Source organism: Klebsiella sp. CN_Kp113 (assembly GCF_040064585.1).
GTDB classification, from domain to species: domain Bacteria; phylum Pseudomonadota; class Gammaproteobacteria; order Enterobacterales; family Enterobacteriaceae; genus Klebsiella; species Klebsiella michiganensis.
This window is the reverse complement of record NZ_JBEAID010000015.1, coordinates 1-21,898: the sequence shown is the minus strand read 5'-3', so window position 1 is coordinate 21,898 and position 21,898 is coordinate 1. Positions and strand designations below refer to the sequence as shown.

Annotated in this window: 17 protein-coding genes; 10 read left to right on the top strand and 7 right to left on the bottom strand. The window is 56.6% G+C overall.

Annotated features, from left to right (window positions below):
* The first annotated feature begins 79 nt into the window (after positions 1-79).
* The gene (locus ABLV30_RS07575; RefSeq protein ID WP_004098023.1) at positions 80-286 is read left to right on the top strand and encodes a DUF1107 domain-containing protein; all 207 of its coding nucleotides are present in this window, start codon (positions 80-82) and stop codon (positions 284-286) included.
* Between the two features lie 67 nt (positions 287-353).
* On the opposite strand, the gene araC is transcribed toward ABLV30_RS07575, so the two are convergent.
* The 5 genes from araC to msrA form a co-directional block, all read right to left on the bottom strand.
* Positions 354-1,226, bottom strand: a complete 873-nt coding sequence (gene araC / locus ABLV30_RS07570) for an arabinose operon transcriptional regulator AraC (RefSeq protein ID WP_004098024.1) — start codon at positions 1,224-1,226, stop codon at positions 354-356.
* A gap of 30 nt (positions 1,227-1,256) precedes the next feature.
* On the bottom strand, positions 1,257-3,266 hold the full coding sequence (locus ABLV30_RS07565; RefSeq protein ID WP_103814240.1) for a beta-galactosidase: 2,010 nt from the start codon (positions 3,264-3,266) through the stop codon (positions 1,257-1,259).
* Between the two features lie 18 nt (positions 3,267-3,284).
* Positions 3,285-4,517, bottom strand: coding sequence for an oligosaccharide MFS transporter (locus ABLV30_RS07560; RefSeq protein WP_014227639.1), 1,233 nt, complete (start codon positions 4,515-4,517; stop codon positions 3,285-3,287).
* 196 nt (positions 4,518-4,713) lie between these two features.
* A complete protein-coding gene (locus ABLV30_RS07555) occupies positions 4,714-6,057 on the bottom strand; it encodes a hemolysin family protein (RefSeq protein WP_025107621.1) in 1,344 nt (447 codons plus the stop codon).
* 184 nt (positions 6,058-6,241) lie between these two features.
* Positions 6,242-6,880: a peptide-methionine (S)-S-oxide reductase MsrA gene (gene msrA, locus ABLV30_RS07550; protein ID WP_348865586.1), complete on the bottom strand. Its 639-nt coding sequence runs from the start codon at positions 6,878-6,880 to the stop codon at positions 6,242-6,244.
* Between the two features lie 209 nt (positions 6,881-7,089).
* Here msrA and tamA point away from each other — a divergent pair, with 209 nt between their 5' ends.
* From tamA to ABLV30_RS07535, 3 genes are read left to right on the top strand one after another with little or no spacing between them, the layout of a single operon-like run.
* A complete protein-coding gene (gene tamA / locus ABLV30_RS07545) occupies positions 7,090-8,823 on the top strand; it encodes an autotransporter assembly complex protein TamA (RefSeq protein ID WP_014227642.1) in 1,734 nt (577 codons plus the stop codon).
* Positions 8,820-12,596 carry an autotransporter assembly complex protein TamB gene (gene tamB, locus ABLV30_RS07540; RefSeq protein WP_265800847.1) on the top strand — a complete coding sequence of 1,259 codons (3,777 nt, stop codon included), beginning with the start codon at positions 8,820-8,822 and terminating at the stop codon, positions 12,594-12,596. Before tamA ends, tamB begins: the two co-directional genes overlap by 4 nt.
* Positions 12,597-12,598: 2 nt before the next feature.
* On the top strand, positions 12,599-12,943 hold the full coding sequence (locus ABLV30_RS07535; protein ID WP_004098039.1) for a gamma-glutamylcyclotransferase: 345 nt from the start codon (positions 12,599-12,601) through the stop codon (positions 12,941-12,943).
* Positions 12,944-13,094: 151 nt separating this feature from the next.
* On the opposite strand, the gene ppa is transcribed toward ABLV30_RS07535, so the two are convergent.
* Positions 13,095-13,622, bottom strand: coding sequence for an inorganic diphosphatase (ppa, locus tag ABLV30_RS07530; protein ID WP_348865585.1), 528 nt, complete (start codon positions 13,620-13,622; stop codon positions 13,095-13,097).
* A 403-nt stretch (positions 13,623-14,025) separates the two neighbouring features.
* Between ppa and ytfQ the strand changes: the two genes are divergently transcribed.
* The 4 genes from ytfQ to yjfF all read left to right on the top strand — a co-directional run bounded on the left by ytfQ (position 14,026) and on the right by yjfF (position 18,603).
* Positions 14,026-14,982 carry a galactofuranose ABC transporter, galactofuranose-binding protein YtfQ gene (gene ytfQ / locus ABLV30_RS07525; protein WP_004098043.1) on the top strand — a complete coding sequence of 319 codons (957 nt, stop codon included), beginning with the start codon at positions 14,026-14,028 and terminating at the stop codon, positions 14,980-14,982.
* Between the two features lie 109 nt (positions 14,983-15,091).
* Positions 15,092-16,594, top strand: a complete 1,503-nt coding sequence (gene ytfR, locus ABLV30_RS07520; RefSeq protein ID WP_014837206.1) for a galactofuranose ABC transporter, ATP-binding protein YtfR — start codon at positions 15,092-15,094, stop codon at positions 16,592-16,594.
* A 10-nt stretch (positions 16,595-16,604) separates the two neighbouring features.
* Positions 16,605-17,630, top strand: coding sequence for a galactofuranose ABC transporter, ATP-binding protein YtfT (ytfT, locus tag ABLV30_RS07515; protein WP_014837207.1), 1,026 nt, complete (start codon positions 16,605-16,607; stop codon positions 17,628-17,630).
* Positions 17,617-18,603, top strand: a complete 987-nt coding sequence (gene yjfF, locus ABLV30_RS07510) for a galactofuranose ABC transporter, permease protein YjfF (RefSeq protein ID WP_265800849.1) — start codon at positions 17,617-17,619, stop codon at positions 18,601-18,603. The genes ytfT and yjfF overlap by 14 nt, the downstream gene beginning before the upstream one ends.
* A gap of 44 nt (positions 18,604-18,647) precedes the next feature.
* Here the strand turns inward: yjfF and fbp are convergent, their stop codons facing one another.
* Positions 18,648-19,646, bottom strand: a complete 999-nt coding sequence (gene fbp, locus ABLV30_RS07505) for a class 1 fructose-bisphosphatase (RefSeq protein ID WP_004098053.1) — start codon at positions 19,644-19,646, stop codon at positions 18,648-18,650.
* A 175-nt stretch (positions 19,647-19,821) separates the two neighbouring features.
* Here fbp and mpl point away from each other — a divergent pair, with 175 nt between their 5' ends.
* A complete protein-coding gene (mpl, locus tag ABLV30_RS07500; RefSeq protein ID WP_004098056.1) occupies positions 19,822-21,195 on the top strand; it encodes a UDP-N-acetylmuramate:L-alanyl-gamma-D-glutamyl-meso-diaminopimelate ligase in 1,374 nt (457 codons plus the stop codon).
* Positions 21,196-21,259: 64 nt separating this feature from the next.
* On the top strand, positions 21,260-21,805 hold the full coding sequence (locus ABLV30_RS07495; protein ID WP_148851448.1) for a GNAT family N-acetyltransferase: 546 nt from the start codon (positions 21,260-21,262) through the stop codon (positions 21,803-21,805).
* The last annotated feature ends 93 nt before the right edge of the window (positions 21,806-21,898 follow it).

Below are 21,898 nucleotides of genomic sequence, written 5' to 3'. Positions count from 1 at the left end.
TCAGGGCATTAAAATTTGCGATTCCGGTACGTGGGCTAACTGTGGCACCACAGGAGCGTAACCCTGGCAGGAGACAACAATGAAAATTTTCCAACGCTACAACCCGCTACAAGTAGCGAAGTACGTGAAGATCCTGTTCCGTGGACGTTTGTATATCAAGGACGTTGGCGCTTTTGAGTTTGATAAGGGCAAAATCCTTATCCCGAAGGTTAAGGACAAGCTGCATTTGTCAGTGATGTCTGAAGTCAACCGCCAGGTGAGCCGTCTGCAAACAGAGATGGCATAACCTGAAAAGAGGTATGACTACACGGTAAAAAGGCGGCTCCCTAAGGGAGCCGTTGATGTTTCTGGACCTATCCCTTCATTTCCGCATAGCGTTTACGGTACTCTCCCGGGGGAATGCCGTTATGTTTACGGAAAATGCGCGTGAAATAGACCGGGTCTCCGTAACCTACCGACAGGGCGATTTTGTTAAGCGGCAGGGAGGTGCTCTGGATCAGCCACCTCGCGCGGTTGATGCGCTGCGCCTCGCGCCAGGCGTAAACCGTTTGCCCCAGCTCATTTTTGAACAAATGCGCCAGCCGCGAAGGGGAGAGAAAAACCATCGCCGCCAGGGTCTCGATCTTCATCTCCTGGGCAATATGTTCGTTAAGATAGTCGCACACCGCGTTAATCCGCGGGTCGTGGGCGTGGCGGTTGCTGATCGGCTGTCGCTGAAAGCAGTTCAGGATCAGGCGCTCCAGCGCATTCATCGCCAGCGCCTCCGACAGCGGGGCGGAAGCGGAGTGGTGGCGGATAACTTCATAGAACAGATCGCGCAGACTCTGCAGCTGCTCAGGATCGTTGACCGTGGTTTTACCAATGCCGTGGGTCGTTTGATCCCATTTTAGCCAGTCTATCCAGTAGGGCCGGGGGATGAAGTAGATCCATAAATGATCCCAGTATTCGCTGTGTTCGTCCCGTCCGTAATGGTGCGGAACGCCGGGCGGGAAGAGCAGCAGATCGTTTTCACGACACAGAAGGGAGCCGTCTCCCGCTTTCGCGCGCGCCTGGCCGCGAAGCGTCAGATTGATGATGTAACCTTTCATCCCCTGCGGGCGGTTTATGTAGTAGTCCAGCTTTGAGCCGCGGGTGATGGGGGTAAAGCCGGCGACGACCCAGGCGTTGAAGGTAAAGGTCTTCATCAATGGCGAGAAGTTCAGTAGCTCATTGATATCCAGTTCCATCGTTTCTCCCGCCCGAGCGCCGCCGCCCGCTTAACTTTCGATGATAGTAAATTCCCATGCTTTGAGGCGCAACGGCTGGCCGCAGCTAACTTTTTCCCCGCTCAACAGCGCGTTGCCCGATGTCTCGCTGATAAACGCCTGCGGTTCGCCGGAGTAGTTGAACAGGAAGTGGATGCTGTTGCCGTCGCGGTTGCGCATCTTTTTGACCACCAGCGGATAGCGGTAGGCCGATGTACGTGAACGCAGATCCAGTCCTGCGGTCAGCCGATCGAACAGCTGGCTAATCAGCGTTTTCTGCGGCAGGAAGCCAACGTAAATCGCCCGACCCTGAGCGTAATCCGCCTCGGTGGCGGCGGCATAGTCGCCCCATGCCGGATGCTGATAGCGCAGTAGCGTACGGGTACCGGCGTCCGGCGTCAGCAGCTCCATCCACAGCTCGGCCTGATTGTCTTGACGGCAATCAATGTCAGCGCTGCAGGCGCTTACCGTGGTTTCTTCCGGCAGGGTGAATTGACTGTAGCTCACGCCGCAGCTCTCGCGCAAAATTCCCGGCTGCGCGCCGCTGCGCACCTTCACGTTTTCATCGCTAAAGCCTGATTTAAAGCCGATCAGCGCTCTGCCGCCCTGCTCAATATAGCGGTTGATGCGCGTCAGCAGGCCATCATCGGCGGCGTAGAGTCCGGGTACGATCAGCGCGCGGTAGCGCGCGGTTTCCTCGTTAACGTCGTGGATAATATCGAGGCTGATATTGTGGTCGTACAGCGCATCGTGGAAGCGGCGGAAAATATCGTTATAAATATTGCCCTGCGCGTCGCCGGGACGGAACTGGTTAAGGGCGTCCATCGCCTCATTGCTTATCAGCAGCGCGACGTCGTTTTCTGCCTTCAGCTCCGCCAGCTGTGGCGACAGGCGGGAAAAGTCAGCCCCGATAGTGGTGGCCTCCTGCCAGGTCGCGTTGCGTGAGAAGTCGTGGCTTAACAGCCCCTTCCAGTAGGTCTCGAACGCGTTATGAATCGAATGCCAGTGCCAGTAAGAGACCATTGCCGCCCCCGATGCCACGTGGCTAAAAGCCTGCAGGCGCAGCTGGCCCGGATAAGGTGTCCACTGGGCAAAGCCCTGCGCCTGGGTTTCCAGCACGAAGTAATTCTTACCCTGCTTTAGCGAACGCGTAATGGCGCCGCCAAACGCGATTTCTCGCCCGGTCAGGTGTTTCTGGCTCGGATGATAGATATCGACTCCGGCAATATCCAGCGTCTGCGCCGCCGCAAAATGGTCAACTCGCGGCTGCACGCCGTAGGAGTAGCCGCGCCATTCAAAATCGAAGTTGTGGGTGACGAACTGATGCGGCTGGGCATATTCGCGCACGATCTCCGCCTGCCAGGCGAGATACTCCGTCACCTGCTGGCGCTGGTAGCGGGAGAACGCGCAGGCGAGGCTGGCGTTGATAGTGTTTTCGACCGGCGGAAAATCCTGCCAGCTATCGATGCGGTTGCTCCAGTAGTCCAGACCAAAATCGTTATTCAACCGGTCAAGGTCGGGGTATTTTTCCTGCAGGCTGCGTACAAAACCCTCCTGCATATGGCGGCCGATATTATCGTAATGCTTGGTTTCGTTATCCAGCTGCCAGCCAATAATCGCCGGATGGTGCTGCACGTGCGCCATTAGCGTACGGATAATCTTTTCGGCATAGCGGCGAAAGGTCGGGTTGACGATATCCATAATCTGGCGCGGGCCATATTTTTGCTGCCCGTTGACGGTAGTGACCAGAATATCCGGGTGCTTCGCCGCCAGCCAGGCCGGGACGGCGTAGGTTGGCGTGCCGATAATCACCGCGATCCCCGCTTTATGCATGGCATTCAGCACCCGATCGATATGGTAGAAGTTATATTCGCCCTCCCGGGGCTCCAGCGTACTCCAGGTCGATTCGGCAATCCGCACCACGTTAATGCCCGTTTCCTGCATTAAGGCGATATCTTTCGCCAGCCGATCTTCCGGCATATATTCATCGTAATAGGCCACGCCATAAAATAAATCAGACATACAGGTTACCTCCTTAAATTAATGCGCGGGCGCCGGCTGCGGGGCAAAAGCGCGCGCTTTGTCCAGCGTAATAAATGAAATCAGCGTAAAGCACAGGGCGATACCGCCGAGCACGATATAGCTGCTGGTAAAGCCCATGCTCTGGTACATATGACCGATGCCGGTAGAAAGGAAAATAGAGCTAAAGCTTTTCGAAAACTGGAAGCCGATTAAATAAACCGTGGCCGAAAGCAGCGGGTTGAAGTTGGCAGTAATATATTTCAGCGCGGCGACGAGTAATACCGAGCTCTCAAAACCGTGCAGCAGTTTAATCAGGCTAATGGACACCGGACCGATAGCCCAGGCCGAGCCGATAATGCGCAGACTCATAATCATTCCGCAGTACAGCAGAGCATTTTTCGGGCCGATTTTATTCACGAACCATGGGGCGAAAAACATCACTACCGCATCAAGGAAAATCTGACCTGTGGTTAAATAGCCGAAGACTTCCGCGCCGCGCGCTTTGCTCTCAAAGAAGTGGCTGTAATAGATGGCGAACTGCTGGTCGTAGGTTTCATATACCGCGCCGACGCCGATCGTGTAGATCGCGAAGAACCAGAATTTCTTCATTTTCAGCAGCGAGGTGGCGTCGCTCAGGGTGACCGGCGAGGCTTTACTGCTGTGTATCGCGCCTTGTTTATTCGCGCTAATCTGCATTTTCCAGACAATGACCAGCAGGCATACGCCGGCACCGCTGGCCAGCCAGAAAATCATGTTCTGGTCGATCCCGTAGAGCTTGCCTGCCGCGAAGGTGCCGATAGCCGCGCCAATGCCGCCAAACATTCTGGCGCGACCAAACTCAAAACCGGAAGCGCGGCTGACTTTATCAATGTAAGCTTCGCAAATACCGCAGCCTGCGCCGTAGGCCATGCCAATATAGATGCCGCCCGCCAGCGCCCCGAGAAAAACGTTAACTTTTAATAATGGCGCAAAGACGTAGATCCAGTAGGGGGCAAAGAGGGTAATAATGATGGCCAGCAGCCACATCAGGTTTTTACGATAGACCAGCCTGTCGGATATAAAACCGAATAGTGGTTGAACGCAAACGGCAATAATCGCGGTAAAGGAATAAACCAGACCGACGTCAGTGTAATTAATGCCGATGGTTTCCGTTAACCACAATGATAAATAAGGATAGCAGCATCCCCAGCCAATAAAGAAGAACAGGAAGAACAGACAACTTATATAGTAATTTTTATTTGATTCTATCATGGTAACCCTCGCTTCCTTTATTCAGGAATATGATCGTGTAGACGCGAGCAAAGTTACCTTTTTGCGCAGAGGGGAGTCATGAACGTTTCGCTGTGGAGCAGTAAAAATCTGCTATTGCCCGAGGGGCGTGAGCAGCCTCACATTCGGGCAATAAAAAAGGCGGATTTTCATCCGCCTTGTCGGTTCGTCAACGGTTTTACGCTGACTCTTTATCGCTGTTGGCCGCATCCGGCAGCTTGGGCACCAGCACCGTCGGCTTATTGTCGATACGGGTCACCAGCAGCTGATCGATGCGGTAGTTGTCGATATCCACCACTTCGAACTTATAGCCGGAGAATTTCACCGCGTCGGTGCGCTTGGGAATTTTACGCAGCATAAACATCATAAAGCCGCCGATGGTCTCGTAATTGCCGGACTGCGGGAAATCATCGATATCCAGCACCCGCATCACGTCGTCGATCGGCGTTCCACCGTCAATGAGCCAGGAGTTTTCATCGCGCGCGACGATCTGCTCTTCCAGCCCCTGGCCGACGAGGTCGCCCATCAGGGTGGTCATCACGTCGTTCAGGGTGATAATCCCGACCACCAGCGCATATTCGTTCATGATCACGGCGAAGTCTTCACCGGCGGTTTTAAAGCTTTCCAGCGCTTCAGACAGCGTCAGGGTATCCGGGACAATCAGCGTATTGCGAATCTGCACGCCGCCGGTCAGCACCAGACTCTGGTTTGCCAGCACGCGGTTCAGCAGGTCTTTGGAGTCAACGTAGCCGATGATGTGGTCGATGTCTTCATTACAGACCAGGAACTTGGAGTGCGGATGCTCCGCGACCTTATTCTTCAGGCTCTGTTCATCTTCGTGAAGATCGAACCAGATGACGTTTTCACGCGAGGTCATCGATGAAGGCACGGTGCGCGATTCCAGTTCGAACACGTTCTCAATCAGCTCATGCTCCTGCTTACGCAGCACCCCTGCCAGCGCGCCGGCTTCCACCACGGCGTAAATATCATCGGAGGTAATGTCGTCTTTACGCACCATCGGAATTTTGAACAGGCGGAAGATATTGTTGGCCATGCCGTTAAACAACCACACCAGCGGGCGGAAGAGAAACAGGCAGAAGCGCATCGGGTTGATGATGCGTAAAGCGACGGCTTCAGGCGCGATCATACCGATGCGTTTCGGAGTCAGGTCAGCAAACAGAATGAACAGGCTGGTGACCAGGGTAAAGGAGATAATAAAGCTCAGCTGCTCGGAGAGCTCCGGGGACATATAGCGGCTAAAGAGACTATTAAACGCCGGCGAAAATGCCGCATCGCCGACGATACCGCCGAGAATCGCTACCGCGTTGAGGCCGATTTGCACCACGGTAAAGAACATCCCGGGGTTTTCCTGCATCTTCAGCACGCGTTGAGCGTTGATGTTGCCGTCATCGGCCAGCAGCTTGAGTTTGATTTTACGTGATGCGGCCAGCGAGATTTCCGATATCGAAAAGAACGCACTGACGGCTATCAGACAAAGTATTACTAAAATACTGTTTAACATATCTTATCTGACCGTTGAGATCAGATCCTCGGAAGGGAAGTGGATAACGCTAAGTGGAATTCACAAAAAGCCGGTCCGAAGGCTCTGGACCGGCGATAGCACGGCGTAGTATAGCGTAAGGTACTGTAAAGCCGCCAGAGCGTAAATTATTCAATCCGGCGGCCTGCCCTACGGTGCAGCCGCATCAGGCCTGCGGCGGCAAACAAACCCCAATTCCGCCAATGCCGCAGTATCCGTACGGATTTTTATGCAGATACTGTTGATGATCGTCTTCCGCATAGTAGAACGGCTTCGCCGTCGCGATCTCGGTGGTGATAGTGCGCGGGTCGTTGGCTTCATTCATTGCCGCCTGGAAACGCGTCAGGCTGGCCTTCGCCGCCTCGCTCTGCTCAGGCGTTAGCGGATAAATCGCGGAGTGATACTGCGTTCCGCGGTCGTTACCCTGCTGCATGCCCTGCGCCGGGTCGTGATTTTCCCAGAATACCTGGAGCAGCTGCTCATAGCTGATAACCTGCGGATCGTAGACCACGCGCACGGCTTCAGCATGGCCAGTCTCGCCGCTGCAGACTTCGCGGTAGGTCGGGTTGGGCGTATAGCCGCCGGTGTAGCCAGCGGCGGTGCTATAAACGCCGGGCAGCTGCCAGAACAGGCGTTCAACGCCCCAGAAGCAGCCCATGGCGAACAGGGCGACTTCCATTCCTGCGGGAACGTTGGTCATCGAGTGACCATTGACGGCGTGGAGCGTAGCCACCGGCATCGGCGTGTTGCGTCCCGGCAGCGCGTCCGCTTGGGCGACAAGATGCGTTTTATCAAATAGACTCACGGTGGGCCTCTCAAAACAGAAAATGTGGTTAAGGTTGTAACCAAGCGTGTCTTTGAACACAATAAACGCGCTTAATACGTCTAGATTTAAACATAAGAATTATTTGGGATAACGTCTATTTTTCAACCCTTAGTTGTTAGGGTTTTGTTAAGCCGTGGAGCGGCACTTTCGTTTCCTTCGGGGGGAAACAAGGATATTCAGGAGAAAAAGTGCTACAAATCCGCCAGTTATGTATCGCCAGCGTTTTGCTGGTCAGCGGGGTCGCCAGCGCAGCGAGCGTGCGTTTGCAGGTTGAGGGACTATCCGGGGAACTGGAAAAAAACGTCCGCGCCCAACTCTCTACGATCCAGAGCGATGAAGTCACGCCGGACCGGCGCTTTCGCGCGCGCGTTGATGATGCTATCCGCGAAGGACTGAAAGCGCTGGGCTACTACGAACCCACGATTGATTTTGATTTACGTCCGCCGCCGGCGAGGGGGCGTCAGGTGCTGATCGCCAAAGTCACGCCCGGCGAACCGGTGCGCATTGGCGGCACTGACGTGATTTTACGCGGCGGCGCCCGAACCGATCGCGACTATCTGGATTTGCTAAACACGCGCCCGGCGATCGGCACGGTCCTCAATCACGGTGATTATGACAGTTTTAAAAGCTCTCTGACCCGGGTTGCGCTGCGTAAGGGCTACTTTGACAGCGAGTTTAATAAAAGCCAGCTTGGCGTTTCCCTCGACCGGCATCAGGCCTTCTGGGATATCGACTACAACAGCGGCGAGCGCTACCGCTTTGGCCCGGTCACTTTTGAAGGCTCGCAAATTCGCGACGAATATCTGCAAAACCTGGTGCCGTTTAAGCAGGGCGACTACTACACCTCGCAGGATTTAGCCGAACTTAACCGCCGCCTGGCGGCAACCGGCTGGTTTAGCTCCGTCGTGGTGGCACCGCAGTTTGACAAGTCCCGCCAGACGAAAGTGCTGCCTTTGCAGGGCGTGGTCTCTCCGCGTAAAGAGAACACCGTGGAAACCGGGGTCGGCTACTCAACCGACGTCGGGCCGCGCGTCAAAGGCACCTGGAGAAAGCCGTGGATGAACTCCTACGGCCACAGCCTCACTTCCAGCCTCAGCCTTTCCGCCCCTGAACAGCAGCTTGATTTCAGCTACAAGGTACCGCTGTTAAAAAGCCCCCTGGAGCAGTACTACCTGATGCAGGGCGGCTTTAAACGTACGGATCTCAACGATACCAAATCTGACTCCACCACCCTGGCCGTTTCGCGCTACTGGGAGATGTCGAGCGGCTGGCAGCGCGCGCTGAACCTGCGCTGGAGCCTTGACCACTTTACCCAGGCCAACGTCACCAACACCACCATGCTGATCTATCCCGGCGTGTCGGTGAACCGTACCCGTTCGCGCGGCGGCCTGATGCCGACCTGGGGCGATTCGCAGCGCTATTCGGTGGACTACTCCAACACCATGTGGGGCTCGGATATTAACTTTATTGTGATGCAGGCGCAGGACGTCTGGATCCGCACCCTTTATGACCGCCACCGCTTCGTGGTGCGCGGCAACCTCGGCTGGATTGAGGCGGATAACTTCAGCAAAGTCCCGCCGGATCTGCGTTTCTTCGCCGGCGGCGACCGCAGCATTCGCGGTTATAAATACAAATCTATCTCGCCAAAAGATGACGACGGCAAACTGATGGGGGCCTCGAAGCTGGCTACCGGCTCGCTGGAGTATCAGTACAACGTGAGCGGCAAGTGGTGGGGCGCGGTGTTCGTCGATAGCGGCGAAGCGGTAAGCGATATCCGCGAAAGCAACTTTAAAACCGGCGCCGGCCTCGGCGTGCGCTGGCAGTCTCCGGTCGGGCCAATCAAGCTGGATATCGCCAGACCGATCGGCGACAAAGAAGAGCACGGTTTACAGTTTTACATCGGTCTGGGGCCTGAATTATGAGTTTATGGAAGAAGATAAGCCTCGGCGTACTGATTTTTCTGCTGCTGCTGCTGGGGACGGTAGGATTCCTGGTGGGGACGACGACCGGTCTGCATCTGGTTATCAAAGCCGCCGATCGCTGGGTCCCGGGGCTGGAAATCGGTAAAGCCACCGGCGGCTGGCGCGATCTGACGCTGGAGAACGTGCGCTTTGAGCAGCCGGGCGTGGCGGTCACCGCCGGCCAGTTCCATCTGGGCGTTAAGCTACGCTGCCTGTGGGACAGCAGCCTGTGCGTCAACGATATCTCCCTGCGCGATATCTATGTGGCGATCGATACCAGCAAGATGCCGCCAGCGGCGCCGGTTGAAGAAGAAGAGAGCGGGCCGCTGAATCTCTCCACGCCTTATCCCGTTACCCTGAGCCGGGTGGCGCTGCATAACGTCAACGTAAAAATTGACGATACCGCCGTCTCGGTGCGCGACTTTTCCACGGGGCTTAACTGGCAGGAGAAAAACCTCACCCTGACGCCGACCTCGCTGCAGGGGTTGCTCATCGCGCTGCCGAAGGTGGCGAAGGTGGCTCAGGAGCAGGTTGTCGAGCCGAAAATTGACAACCCGCAGCCGGAAGAAAAGCCGCTCGGCGAGACGATGAAAGAGCTGTTCTCGAAACCGGTGCTGCCGGAAATGACTGACGTCCATCTGCCGTTGAATCTTAATATTCAGGCGTTCCGCGGCGAGCAGCTGCGTCTCACCGGCGATACCGATATAACCATCTACAATCTGCTGCTTAAAGTCAGCAGCATCGATGGGCAGATGAAGCTGGACGCGTTGGACGTGGACTCCGACCAGGGGAAAGTCACGGCTTCCGGTAACGCGCAGCTGCAGGATAACTGGCCGGTCGATATCACCCTCAACGGTACGCTGAATATTGACCCCCTGAAGGGCGAGAAAGTGCAGCTAAAAGTGGGCGGCGAAGTGCGTAAAAAGCTCACGGTCGGCGTCGATCTGAATGGTCCAGTCGCGATGACGCTGCGCGCCGAAACGCAGCTGGCTGAGGCCGGCCTGCCGCTGGATATGGAGGTGAAAAGCAAGCAGCTCTACTGGCCGTTTACCGGCGAGAAAGCGTATCAGGCTGACGATCTTCTGCTGAAATTTAACGGCAAGATGACCGACTACACCCTGGCCTTTAGCACCGCGGTGAAAGGGCAGTCGCTGCCGCCAGCGAAGATTAACCTGAACGCGAAGGGCAACGAGCAGCAGGTAAATCTCGATAAGCTCACCGTCGCCGCCCTCGAAGGGAAAACCGAACTGAAGGCGCTGCTCAACTGGCAGCAGGCGATCAGCTGGCGCGGCGAACTGACGCTTGACGGTATCAACACCGCTAAAGAGGTCCCGGACTGGCCGTCGAAGCTCAACGGTCTGATTAAGATCCAGGGCAGCCTGTACGGCGGCAGCTGGCAGATGTCGGTGCCGGAGCTGAAAATTACCGGTAACGTGAAGCAAAACAAAGTCGATGTAAGCGGATCGCTGCAGGGCAACAGCTATATGCAGTGGAAAATCCCCGGCCTGCATCTGGCTTTAGGCCCTAACAGCGCCGACGTGAAAGGCGAGCTGGGGGTCAAAGACCTAAACCTCGACGCCACCATTGATGCGCCGCATCTCGATAACGCCCTGCCGGGCCTGGGCGGGACGGCGAAAGGGCTGGTGAAGGTTCGTGGCACCGTCGACGCGCCGCAGCTGCTGGCGGATATCACCGCCCGGGCGCTGCGCTGGCAGGAGCTGTCGGTGGCTCAGGTGAACGTGAAGGGTGATGTGAAATCCACCGACCAGATTGGCGGTAACCTTGACGTACGCGTAGACCGTATTAGCCAGCCGGGCGTGAATATCAGCCTGGTGCAGCTCAATGCGAAGGGCAATGAGAAGCAGCACGACCTGCAGCTGCGGGTGCAGGGCGATCCGGTCTCCGGGCAGCTCTCGCTGGCGGGGAGCTTTGACCGCAAAGCGGAGCGCTGGAAAGGCACGCTGAGCAATACCCGTTTCCAGACCCCGGTGGGGCCGGTGGCGCTGACGCGTGATATCGCGCTGGATTACCGCAACCTTGAGCAGAAAATCAGCATCGGGCCGCACTGCTGGACTAACCCGAACGCCGAGCTGTGCGTACCGCAGACCATCGACGCTGGCGCGAGCGGGCGCGCGGTGGTGAACCTCAACCGTTTCGATCTCGCGATGCTCAAGCCCTTTATGCCGGAAGCGACCCAGGCCAGCGGCGTGTTTAGCGGTAATGCCGATGTGAGCTGGGACACCACCAAAGAGGGGCTGCCGCAGGGTAAGGTCACCCTGAGCGGGCGTAACGTGAAGGTGACGCAGACGGTCAACGACGCGCCGCTGCCGGTGGCTTTCGATACCCTGAACCTCACGGCCGATCTGCACAATAACCGCGCCCAGCTGGGCTGGCTGATTCGCCTGACCAACAATGGCCAGCTGGACGGGCAGGTGCAGGTCACCGATCCCCAGGGCCGACGCAATCTGGGCGGTAACGTCAATATCAGCAACTTCTCGCTGGCGATGATCAACCCTATCTTCTCGCGCGGTGAAAAGGCGGAAGGGAGACTGAACGCGCGTCTGACGCTGGGCGGTAACGTCCAGAGCCCGCAGCTTTTCGGTCAGATGCAGCTGAACGGTGTGGATATTGAGGGTAACTTTATGCCGTTTGATATGCAGCCGAGCCAGCTGGCGATGAATTTTACCGGTACCCGTTCGACCCTGCAGGGGACGGTGAACACTCGCCAGGGACAGATTGCGCTCAGCGGCAACGCCGACTGGACGCAGATTGACAACTGGCGCGCGCAGATTGCGGCGAAGGGCAGCCGGGTGCGGATAACCGTGCCGCCGATGGTGCGCCTGGATGTGTCGCCGGACGTGGTCTTTACCGCCACGCCAAGCCTGTTTAACCTGGATGGCAGCGTTGACGTACCCTGGGCGCGTATCGTCGTCAACGAAGTGCCGGAAAGCGCCGTTGGGGTCTCATCTGACGAAGTGATGCTGGATAAAAATCTGCAGCCGATTAAGCAGCAGAGCGCTGGTATCCCTATCAACAGCAACCTGACGATTCACGTGGGCAACAACGTTCGTCTCGACGCCTTTGGTCTGAAAGCGCGTCTGACCGGCGATTTGAAAGTGGCGCAGGACAAACAGGGGCTGGGGCTCAACGGGCAGATCAACATCCCGGAAGGGCGTTTCCATGCCTACGGCCAGGATCTGATCGTGCGTAAAGGCGAGCTGCTGTTCTCCGGTCCGCCGGATCAGCCGCTGCTGAATATCGAAGCCATTCGTAATCCGGACGCCACCGAGGACGACGTTATCGCCGGCGTTCGCGTGACCGGCTCGGCCGATCAGCCGAAAGCGGAGATTTTCTCCGATCCGGCGATGTCGCAGCAGGAAGCGCTCTCTTACCTGCTACGCGGGCAGGGTTTAGGCAGCGGACAGAGCGATAGCGCAGCCATGACTTCAATGCTTATTGGTATGGGGGTTGCACAAAGTGGTCAGGTTGTGGGTAAAATCGGCGAGACGTTTGGCGTAAGCAATCTGGCGCTGGATACCGAGGGAGTGGGCGACTCCTCCCAAGTGGTGGTCAGCGGCTATGTACTGCCGGGTCTGCAGGTAAAATATGGGGTAGGGATCTTTGACTCCCTGGCGACGTTGACGTTACGCTATCGCCTGATGCCTAAGCTATATATGGAAGCTGTGTCTGGCGTAGACCAGGCTCTCGATTTGCTCTATCAGTTTGAGTTTTAGCAATGCGAATATTTGTTTACGGCAGTTTACGACGCAAACAAGGCAACAGCCACTGGATGACCAACGCTCAGTGGCTGGGCGATCATAGTGTCAATGATTATCAACTGTACAGCCTGGGCCACTATCCAGGCGCGGTGCCCGGCGATGGCACGGTACATGGTGAGGTCTATCGTATTGACGCATCGACGCTGGCTGAATTGGATGCGCTGCGTACCAAAGGCGGCGAGTATGCTCGTCACCTGATCCAGACGCCCTACGGTAGCGCCTGGATGTATGTCTATCAGCGCCCCGTTGAGGGCTTCACGCTGATAGAAAGCGGCAACTGGTTGGATAAAGACCAGTATTAATAACGATAACGCCACCTTCGGGTGGCGTTGTTTTTTGTGGCGTTGGGTGCTGTCGCCCGGCTAAGGCGTCAGCCGCCGCTCGGGCATGGATCAACGGCCAAAAAAAACACCGCCCGGAGGCGGTGTTTTTGCGAACCTGAGTGCGGCTGAATTACTTCTTAGCGCGCTCGAAGGAAGCCACGATTTCAGCTTTCGCCGCTTCAGCGTTGTCCCAGCCGTCAACCTTAACCCATTTGCCCGCTTCGAGGTCTTTATAGTGCTCGAAGAAGTGGGTGATCTGCGCTTTCAGCAGTTCCGGCAGGTCGTTCACATTTTTAATGTGATCGTACTCTTTGCTCAGCTTGGTGTGCGGTACCGCAACCAGTTTCGCATCTTCACCGGATTCGTCGGTCATTTTCAGCACGCCAACTGGACGGCAGCGGATGACTGAACCTGGCTCCAGCGGGTACGGCGTCGGGACCAGAACGTCAACCGGGTCGCCGTCCAGGGACAGGGTGTGGTTGATGTAGCCGTAGTTGCACGGATAGAACATCGCCGTGGACATGAAACGGTCAACGAACAGTGCACCGCTCTCTTTGTCGACTTCGTATTTGATAGGATCTGCGTTCGCCGGGATCTCGATCACGACGTAGATGTCTTCCGGCAGATCTTTGCCCGCAGGTACGTTGAGTAAGCTCATGTCTGTTTCCTTTAAAATGTATGGCAAACAAGTGCCCGGTATTATAGCCAACTCACATCGAATGTCTTCGCTTCTTTTTCCCCAGAACGGGTGGGTGGAGTCTGAATTTTTCAGCGTAAGACAGCCTGAAAATCCATAAACATAGCCGCATACTGAATAAAATTATGTAACCGTTTTCATTGCATATGCTTGATATCTCAAAGTGTGCAAAATTTCGTCATAAACGGCGAAGCTCGCGCGGCTCGCGAAGCCTCACCGGCTCTCCGCTGGTGAGATGGCCGCTGATTAACATCTAATTAACTTTTTTGAAGTGTGATGTAACGCATTCAGTTACATCTCCGATTGTCTATAGTTTGTCCGCAGGTGAGGCTTTAACCAACAATAACCCTACGAGGATCCTCTTATGTGGAAGCGCTTACTTCTTGTCACAGCAGTTTCCGCAGCTATGTCGTCTATGGTCATGGCTGCCCCTCTTACCGTAGGTTTTTCGCAGGTCGGTTCTGAATCCGGCTGGCGCGCGGCCGAAACTAACGTCGCGAAAGAGGAGGCCGCGAAGCGCGGCATCACTCTGAAGATTGCCGACGCGCAACAAAAACAGGAAAACCAGATTAAAGCCGTACGCTCCTTTATCGCTCAGGGCGTCGATGCCATCTTCATCGCGCCGGTCGTAGCGACCGGCTGGGAGCCGGTACTGAAAGAAGCGAAAGAGGCCAAAATCCCGGTATTCCTGCTCGACCGCTCAATTGATGTTAAAGACAAAGATCTCTACATGACCACCGTTACCGCGAACAACGTGCTGGAAGGCCAGCTGATCGGCGAGTGGCTGGTCAAAACCGTCGACGGTAAGCCGTGTAACGTTGTTGAACTGCAGGGCACCGTGGGGGCCAGCGTGGCGATTGACCGCAAGAAAGGCTTCGCTGAGGCCATTTCTAAAGCCTCTAATATCAAAATTATCCGCTCCCAGTCCGGCGACTTTACCCGCAGCAAGGGCAAAGAAGTCATGGAGAGCTTTATCAAAGCGGAAAACAACGGCAAGAACATCTGCATGGTTTACGCCCATAACGACGATATGGTGATTGGCGCCATTCAGGCGATTAAAGAGGCCGGGCTGAAGCCGGGCAAAGATATCCTCACCGGCTCTATCGACGGCGTGCCGGATATCTATAAAGCGATGATGGCCGGCGAGGCCAATGCCAGCGTCGAGCTGACGCCGAATATGGCCGGTCCGGCGTTCGATGCGCTGGAGAAATACAAAAAAGACGGCACCCTGCCTGAAAAAGTCACCATCACCAAATCGACCCTCTACCTGCCGGATACGGCGAAAGAAGAGTTAGAGAAGAAGAAAAATATGGGCTACTGAGTAGCCGAATCACAGGTTCACCGCCGCCTCCGGGATGTCCCCGGTCGCTAAAGCGCGGCTGATTTCCCTCTCCTCCCATCGGGGAGAGGGCAAAGGTGAGGGGGAGAGCATGAACGGCGAATTACATCAGGAAATCCTTCGTACTGAAGGGCTTAGCAAATTTTTCCCCGGCGTGAAGGCGCTGGATAACGTTAATTTTAGCCTGCGCCGGGGCGAAATCATGGCTCTGTTAGGCGAAAACGGCGCGGGTAAATCCACCCTGATCAAAGCGCTGACCGGCGTCTATCATGCCGATCGCGGGGCCATCTGGCTGGAAGGGCGGGAGATCGCGCCGAAAAATACCGCTCACGCCCAGCAGCTGGGGATCGGCACCGTCTATCAGGAAGTGAACCTGCTGCCTAATATGTCGGTGGCGGATAATCTGTTTATCGGCCGCGAGCCCAGACGCTTTGGCCTGCTGCGGCGTAAAGAGATGGAAAAGCGCGCCACCGCGCTGATGGCGTCCTACGGTTTTTCTCTTGATGTCCGTGAACCGCTGAACCGCTTTTCGGTGGCGATGCAGCAGATTGTCGCGATCTGCCGGGCGATCGACCTGTCAGCAAAAGTGTTAATTCTTGATGAACCGACCGCCAGCCTGGATACCCAGGAGGTGGAGATGCTCTTTACCCTGATGCGCCAGCTGCGCGATAGCGGGGTCAGCCTGATTTTCGTCACCCACTTCCTCGACCAGGTGTATGCCGTCAGCGATCGCATCACCGTGCTGCGTAACGGCGGTTTTGTCGGCTGCCGGGAAACCCGCGAGCTGCCGCAAATTGAACTGGTGAAGATGATGCTGGGCCGTGAGCTGGAGCATAACGCCCTGCAGCGCGCGGGCCGCACCCTGCTGAGCGATAAGCCGGTGGCCGCCTTCGAAGATTTTGGCAAAAAAGGCACCATCGCACCGTTTAGTCTGCAGGTCCGTCCCGGTGAAATCGTCGGCCTGGCGGGGCTGTTAGGCTCGGGACGTACGGAAACGGCGGAGGTGATCTTCGGCATTAAACCCGCCGACAGCGGCAAAGCGTGGATCAAAGGCAAGCCGCAAACCCTGCGCTCGCCGCATCAGGCATCCTGCCTCGGGATCGGCTTCTGTCCGGAAGATCGTAAAACCGACGGCATTATCGCCGCCGCCTCGGTGCGGGAAAATATCGTTCTCGCGCTACAGGCGCAGCGCGGCTGGCTGCGGCCGATTGGTCGGCGCGAACAAAATGAGATTGCCGAACGTTTCATTCGCCAACTGGGTATTCGTACCCCCAGCGCTGAACAACCGATCGAATTTCTCTCCGGCGGTAATCAGCAGAAGGTGCTGCTCTCCCGGTGGCTGCTGACGAAGCCGCAGTTCTTGATCCTTGATGAACCGACTCGCGGTATTGACGTTGGCGCCCACGCCGAAATCATCCGCCTGATTGAAACCCTGTGCGCCGATGGTCTGGCGCTGCTGGTCATTTCTTCAGAGCTGGAAGAGCTGGTGGGTTACGCCGATCGGGTGATTATCATGCGCGATCGCCAGCAGGTGGCGGAGCTGGCTCTGAGCGAGCTCTCCGTGCCGGCGATCATGAACGCTATTGCGGCATAAGGAGTAACCGATGATGCCTCAATCTGTTCCGAAAACCGGCCAGCCGAAACGGCGCTTTAACTGGCCAAAAGGGATGCCGCAAATTATTGCGCTGCTGCTGGTGCTGGTCGTTGACAGCCTGGTCGCCCCGCATTTCTACCAGATCGTGCTCCAGGACGGGCGACTGTTCGGCAGCCCGATAGATATTTTGAACCGCGCCGCACCGGTGGCGCTGCTGGCGATTGGCATGACGCTGGTTATCGCCACCGGCGGGATTGATCTCTCCGTCGGGGCGGTGATGGCGATTGCCGGCGCAACGGCGGCGTCAATGACCGTGGCGGGGCACAGCCTGACGGTTGTGCTGCTCGCATCGCTGGGGGCCGGCGCGCTGGCCGGTCTGTGGAACGGCATTCTGGTGGCGGTGCTGAAGATCCAGCCGTTCGTCGCCACGCTGATCCTGATGGTCGCCGGACGCGGCGTGGCGCAGCTGATCACCTCCGGGCAGATCGTCACCTTTGACTCTCCGCATCTGGCGTGGCTCGGCAGCGGATCGCTACTGCTGTTCCCGACGCCGGTGATAATCGCCATCGTGACGCTGGCGCTGTTCTGGCTGTTTACCCGCAAAACCGCGCTGGGGATGTTTATCGAAGCGGTGGGGATTAACATTCGCGCGGCAAAAAACGCCGGGGTAAATACCCGCATCGTCGTGATGTTGGCCTACGTGCTGAGCGGCGTTTGCGCGGCGATTGCCGGCATTATCGTTGCAGCGGATATTCGCGGCGCGGATGCCAATAATGCCGGGCTATGGCTGGAGCTGGACGCCATCCTGGCGGTGGTTATCGGCGGCGGCTCGCTGATGGGCGGGCGCTTTAACCTGCTGCTCTCGGTCGTCGGGGCGCTGATTATCCAGGGGATGAATACCGGGATCCTGCTGTCAGGATTCCCGCCGGAGCTTAATCAGGTAGTCAAAGCGGTGGTGGTGCTGTGCGTACTGATCGTCCAGTCGCCGCGCTTTATCAGCATACTGAAGGGGATGCGCGGCCATGATAAAACGTAATTTACCGTTAATGATTACCCTCGCGGTCTTCGTACTGGGATACCTTTACTGCCTGACCCAGTTTCCCGGCTTTGCCTCGACGCGGGTGATCTGCAATATCCTGACCGACAATGCCTTTCTTGGGATCATCGCCGTCGGCATGACCTTCGTGATCCTCTCCGGCGGGATCGATCTGTCGGTGGGGTCGGTGATCGCCTTTACCGGCGTATTTCTCGCTAAAGCGATCGGTTTCTGGGGGATTTCGCCGCTGGTGGCGTTTCCGCTGGTGCTGGTGATGGGCTGCGCCTTTGGCGCGTTTATGGGCCTGCTTATTGATGCGCTGAAGATCCCGGCGTTCATCATCACCCTCGCCGGGATGTTTTTCCTGCGCGGCGTCAGCTACCTGGTCTCGGAAGAGTCGATTCCCATTAATCATCCGGTGTATGACGCGCTGTCAGGACTGGCATGGACCATCCCCGGCGGCGGGCGTCTGAGCGCGATGGGGCTGTTGATGCTGCTGGTGGTGATCGGCGGAATTTTTATGGCCCACCGCACCCACTTTGGCAATCAGGTTTATGCCATCGGCGGTAATGCGACTTCGGCGAACCTGATGGGGATTTCCACGCGGAGCACGACGATCCGCATTTATATGCTCTCTACCGGGCTGGCGACGCTGGCGGGGATCGTCTTCTCCATCTATACCCAGGCGGGCTATGCGCTGGCGGGCGTTGGCGTTGAACTGGACGCGATTGCATCGGTGGTTATCGGCGGTACGCTGTTGAGCGGTGGGGTGGGGACGGTTCTCGGCACGCTGTTTGGCGTCGCCATTCAGGGGCTGATTCAAACCTACATCAACTTCGACGGTACGCTGAGTTCATGGTGGACCAAGATCGCTATCGGTATCCTGCTGTTCATCTTTATCGCGCTGCAGCGCGGCCTGACGGTGCTGTGGGAGAATCGGCAGAGTTCGCCGGTGACAAGGGTGGGGCACTGACGGAAGGATTTCCCCTCCCGTAAGGCGGGAGGGGAAGAGGCGGGTTACGCGTCCGGGAACTCTTTAATAAAGTTTTCGACGTCTTCAACCATATGGTTGTTGCCGACGAAGAAAGAACGGCGCTGATGCAGGCTTTCCGGGATGATATCCAGAATACGCTCTTTACCATCGCTGGCCTTACCGCCCGCCTGTTCCGCAAGGAACGCCATCGGGTTGCATTCGTACAGCAGGCGCAGTTTACCGTCCGGGTGGCTGGCGGTGCTCGGATAGAGATAGATGCCGCCTTTAAGCAGGTTGCGGTGGAAATCCGCCACCAGAGAGCCGATGTAGCGTGAGGTATACGGGCGCTGGGTCTCTTTATCTTCTTCCTGGCAGTGCTTAATGTACTTCTTCACGCCCATCGGGAACTTAATGTAGTTACCTTCGTTAATCGAGTAGGTGTTGCCTTTTTCCGGGAAGCGCATGCGCTCCTGGCACAGGCAGAAGACGCCAAGGGAGGGGTCATAGGTAAAGGCGTGGACGCCGCAGCCGGTGGTGTAAACCAGCATCGTCGAGGAGCCATACACCACATAGCCCGCAGCGACCTGTCGGTTGCCCGGTTGCAGGAAATCTTCTTCGGTAACGGGGGTGCCCACCGGCGTGACGCGGCGGTAAATAGAGAAGATCGTGCCAACAGAGACGTTAACGTCGATGTTAGAAGATCCATCCAGCGGGTCCATCAGCACCACGTATTTGGCGTGTTCGCATCCTTCAAAGACGACGATCTCATCTTCTTCTTCAGAGGCGATCCCGGCAACAATATCGCGTGCTCGCAGTGCGGCTTTCAACTTTTCATTGGCAAACAGGTCGAGTTTTTGCTGAACCTCGCCCTGAACGTTTTCAGCACCGCTGGCACCCAGGATATCGACCAGGCCGGCCTTGTTGATATCGCGGTGGATGATCTTGGCGCCTAACTTTATCGCCGACAACAAAGCAGTAAGCTCGCCGGTTGCGTGAGAGAACTCGTGCTGCTTTTCGACAATAAATTCACCTAACGTTTTCATAACCCGTTCCCTGCATGTTTATGTGAAGTAAAACGAACATAACAATCTTAACAAAGAATAAAAAAAGTTCGCACTGGTGAATCGCGCCAGCAAAATACGGAATCGCCTGAAATGCATTTCTTTCCCCCCCAACATCCCGGTAAACTGTGCTTCAGATAAGAGAAGGAAATGACGAATGCGCATTCATATTTTAGGAATCTGTGGCACGTTTATGGGGGGGCTGGCGATGCTGGCGCGTTCCCTCGGTCATGAGGTAACGGGGTCGGATGCGAACGTCTATCCGCCAATGAGTACCCTGCTGGAAAACCAGGGAATTGAGTTAATTCAAGGATATGATGCCAGCCAGCTGGATCCGCAGCCGGACCTGGTGATCATCGGTAACGCAATGACGCGCGGAAACCCGTGCGTGGAAGCGGTGCTGGAAAATAATATCCCTTACATGTCCGGTCCCCAGTGGCTGCACGATTTCGTGCTGCGCGATCGCTGGGTGCTGGCGGTTGCCGGAACGCACGGGAAAACCACCACTGCCGGCATGGCGACCTGGATCCTCGAAGCCTGCGGCTACAAGCCGGGCTTTGTTATCGGCGGCGTTCCGGGCAACTTCGATGTTTCCGCGCGCCTCGGCGACAGCCCGTTCTTCGTGATTGAAGCCGATGAATACGACTGCGCTTTCTTCGATAAACGTTCCAAATTTGTTCATTACTGCCCGCGCACGTTGATTCTCAATAACCTTGAATTCGACCACGCGGACATCTTTGACGATCTAAAAGCTATCCAGAAGCAATTTCATCATCTGGTGCGTATTGTGCCGGGCAAAGGCAAGATTATCCTGCCGGAGAACGACATCAATCTGAAGCAGACGATGGCGATGGGCTGCTGGAGCGAGCAGGAGCTGGTTGGCGAACAGGGGCACTGGCAGGCGAAAAAGCTCACCACCGATGCTTCCTCCTGGGAAGTGTGGCTGGACGGCGAGAAAGTCGGCGAAGTGAAGTGGGCGCTGGTCGGCGAGCATAATATGCATAACGGCCTGATGGCCATCGCCGCCGCCCGGCATGTCGGCGTGCTGCCTGCCGATGCGGCCAACGCGCTGGGCAGCTTTATCAACGCCCGCCGCCGTCTGGAGCTGCGCGGCGAAGCCAACGGCGTGACCGTATACGATGATTTCGCCCACCACCCGACGGCGATTCTGGCGACCCTGCAGGCGCTACGCGGCAAAGTTGGCGGTACCGCGCGTATTCTTGCCGTGCTTGAACCCCGTTCTAACACCATGAAAATGGGCATTTGCAAAGACGACCTGGCGCCGTCTCTCGGTCGCGCGGACGAGGTCTTCCTGCTGCAGCCGCAGCATATCCCGTGGCAGGTTGCTGAAGTGGCTGATGCTTGCGTACAGCCTGCGCACTGGAGCGCCGATGTCGATGCGCTGGTGGATATGATTGTTAAAACCGCCCATCCTGGCGACCACATTCTGGTGATGAGCAACGGTGGATTTGGCGGCATTCATCAGAAGCTGCTCGATAAGCTGGCGAAAAAAGCCGAGGCGGCCGAGTAGGCTATTCTCCTCGTTTATCCTCCCTCCGCGTGAGGGCGGATAGTTTTTGTAGCCAGGAGGGTTCATGTTGAATTCAGAAAGAGTGACCTCTACCGATTCCGCGCATTTTCCCGTGCTTGACGCGCTGTACGGCAGGGCCTTCCCGTGGCACGAGCAGCGTGAAGCCGAGGCTAAGCAGCAGGCGCTTGATAATCCGCATTATGAACTGGAAGCCTGGTTCGATGATGGCCAGTTTATTGGCCTGAGCGGCTGCTGGCGGTTTGCTGACTATCGCTACGTTGAACATCTGGCCATCGACGATACCTTGCGATCGCGCGGCTACGGCAAGCGGCTGTTAGCTGAAATACTTCAGCGCGCGCCGCTGACCGTTCTGGAAATCGATCCGCTGACCAGCGAAGTTGCCCATAAGCGCCTGCGCTTTTATGAAACCATGGGCTTTTGCGCGAATCCCTGGGCGCATCGCCATCCGACCTATCATCAGGGTATCGCCGATCATGAACTGATCGTGTTGAGCTATCCGCAGCCGATTAATGAGGCGCAGTACCAGCGCTTTGCGCAGGATTTGCGTTTGGTGGTCATGGAGCAGGCTGGCGCGGTCAAGGTTTTGTAGCCCGGACAAGGCGCGTCAAGCGCCGCCTCCGGGAAGCCGCGCGCAATGTCATCTCCGCTTTTTTCCCGGCTCGCGCTGCGCTTAGCCGGGCTA

What these genes read in the sequence shown, in the direction of transcription:
- ABLV30_RS07495 (WP_148851448.1), top strand. Translation starts at nt 21,260, where the DNA reads ATGTTGAATTCAGAAAGAGTGACCTCTACCGATTCCGCGCATTTTCCC.
- ytfR (WP_014837206.1), top strand. Translation starts at nt 15,092, where the DNA reads ATGAACGGCGAATTACATCAGGAAATCCTTCGTACTGAAGGGCTTAGC.
- ABLV30_RS07535 (WP_004098039.1), top strand. Translation starts at nt 12,599, where the DNA reads ATGCGAATATTTGTTTACGGCAGTTTACGACGCAAACAAGGCAACAGC.
- ABLV30_RS07565 (WP_103814240.1), bottom strand. Translation starts at nt 3,266, where the DNA reads ATGTCTGATTTATTTTATGGCGTGGCCTATTACGATGAATATATGCCG.
- ytfQ (WP_004098043.1), top strand. Translation starts at nt 14,026, where the DNA reads ATGTGGAAGCGCTTACTTCTTGTCACAGCAGTTTCCGCAGCTATGTCG.
- fbp (WP_004098053.1), bottom strand. Translation starts at nt 19,646, where the DNA reads ATGAAAACGTTAGGTGAATTTATTGTCGAAAAGCAGCACGAGTTCTCT.
- yjfF (WP_265800849.1), top strand. Translation starts at nt 17,617, where the DNA reads ATGATAAAACGTAATTTACCGTTAATGATTACCCTCGCGGTCTTCGTA.
- mpl (WP_004098056.1), top strand. Translation starts at nt 19,822, where the DNA reads ATGCGCATTCATATTTTAGGAATCTGTGGCACGTTTATGGGGGGGCTG.
- ABLV30_RS07560 (WP_014227639.1), bottom strand. Translation starts at nt 4,517, where the DNA reads ATGATAGAATCAAATAAAAATTACTATATAAGTTGTCTGTTCTTCCTG.
- ABLV30_RS07575 (WP_004098023.1), top strand. Translation starts at nt 80, where the DNA reads ATGAAAATTTTCCAACGCTACAACCCGCTACAAGTAGCGAAGTACGTG.
- tamB (WP_265800847.1), top strand. Translation starts at nt 8,820, where the DNA reads ATGAGTTTATGGAAGAAGATAAGCCTCGGCGTACTGATTTTTCTGCTG.
- ytfT (WP_014837207.1), top strand. Translation starts at nt 16,605, where the DNA reads ATGATGCCTCAATCTGTTCCGAAAACCGGCCAGCCGAAACGGCGCTTT.
- ppa (WP_348865585.1), bottom strand. Translation starts at nt 13,622, where the DNA reads ATGAGCTTACTCAACGTACCTGCGGGCAAAGATCTGCCGGAAGACATC.
- araC (WP_004098024.1), bottom strand. Translation starts at nt 1,226, where the DNA reads ATGGAACTGGATATCAATGAGCTACTGAACTTCTCGCCATTGATGAAG.
- ABLV30_RS07555 (WP_025107621.1), bottom strand. Translation starts at nt 6,057, where the DNA reads ATGTTAAACAGTATTTTAGTAATACTTTGTCTGATAGCCGTCAGTGCG.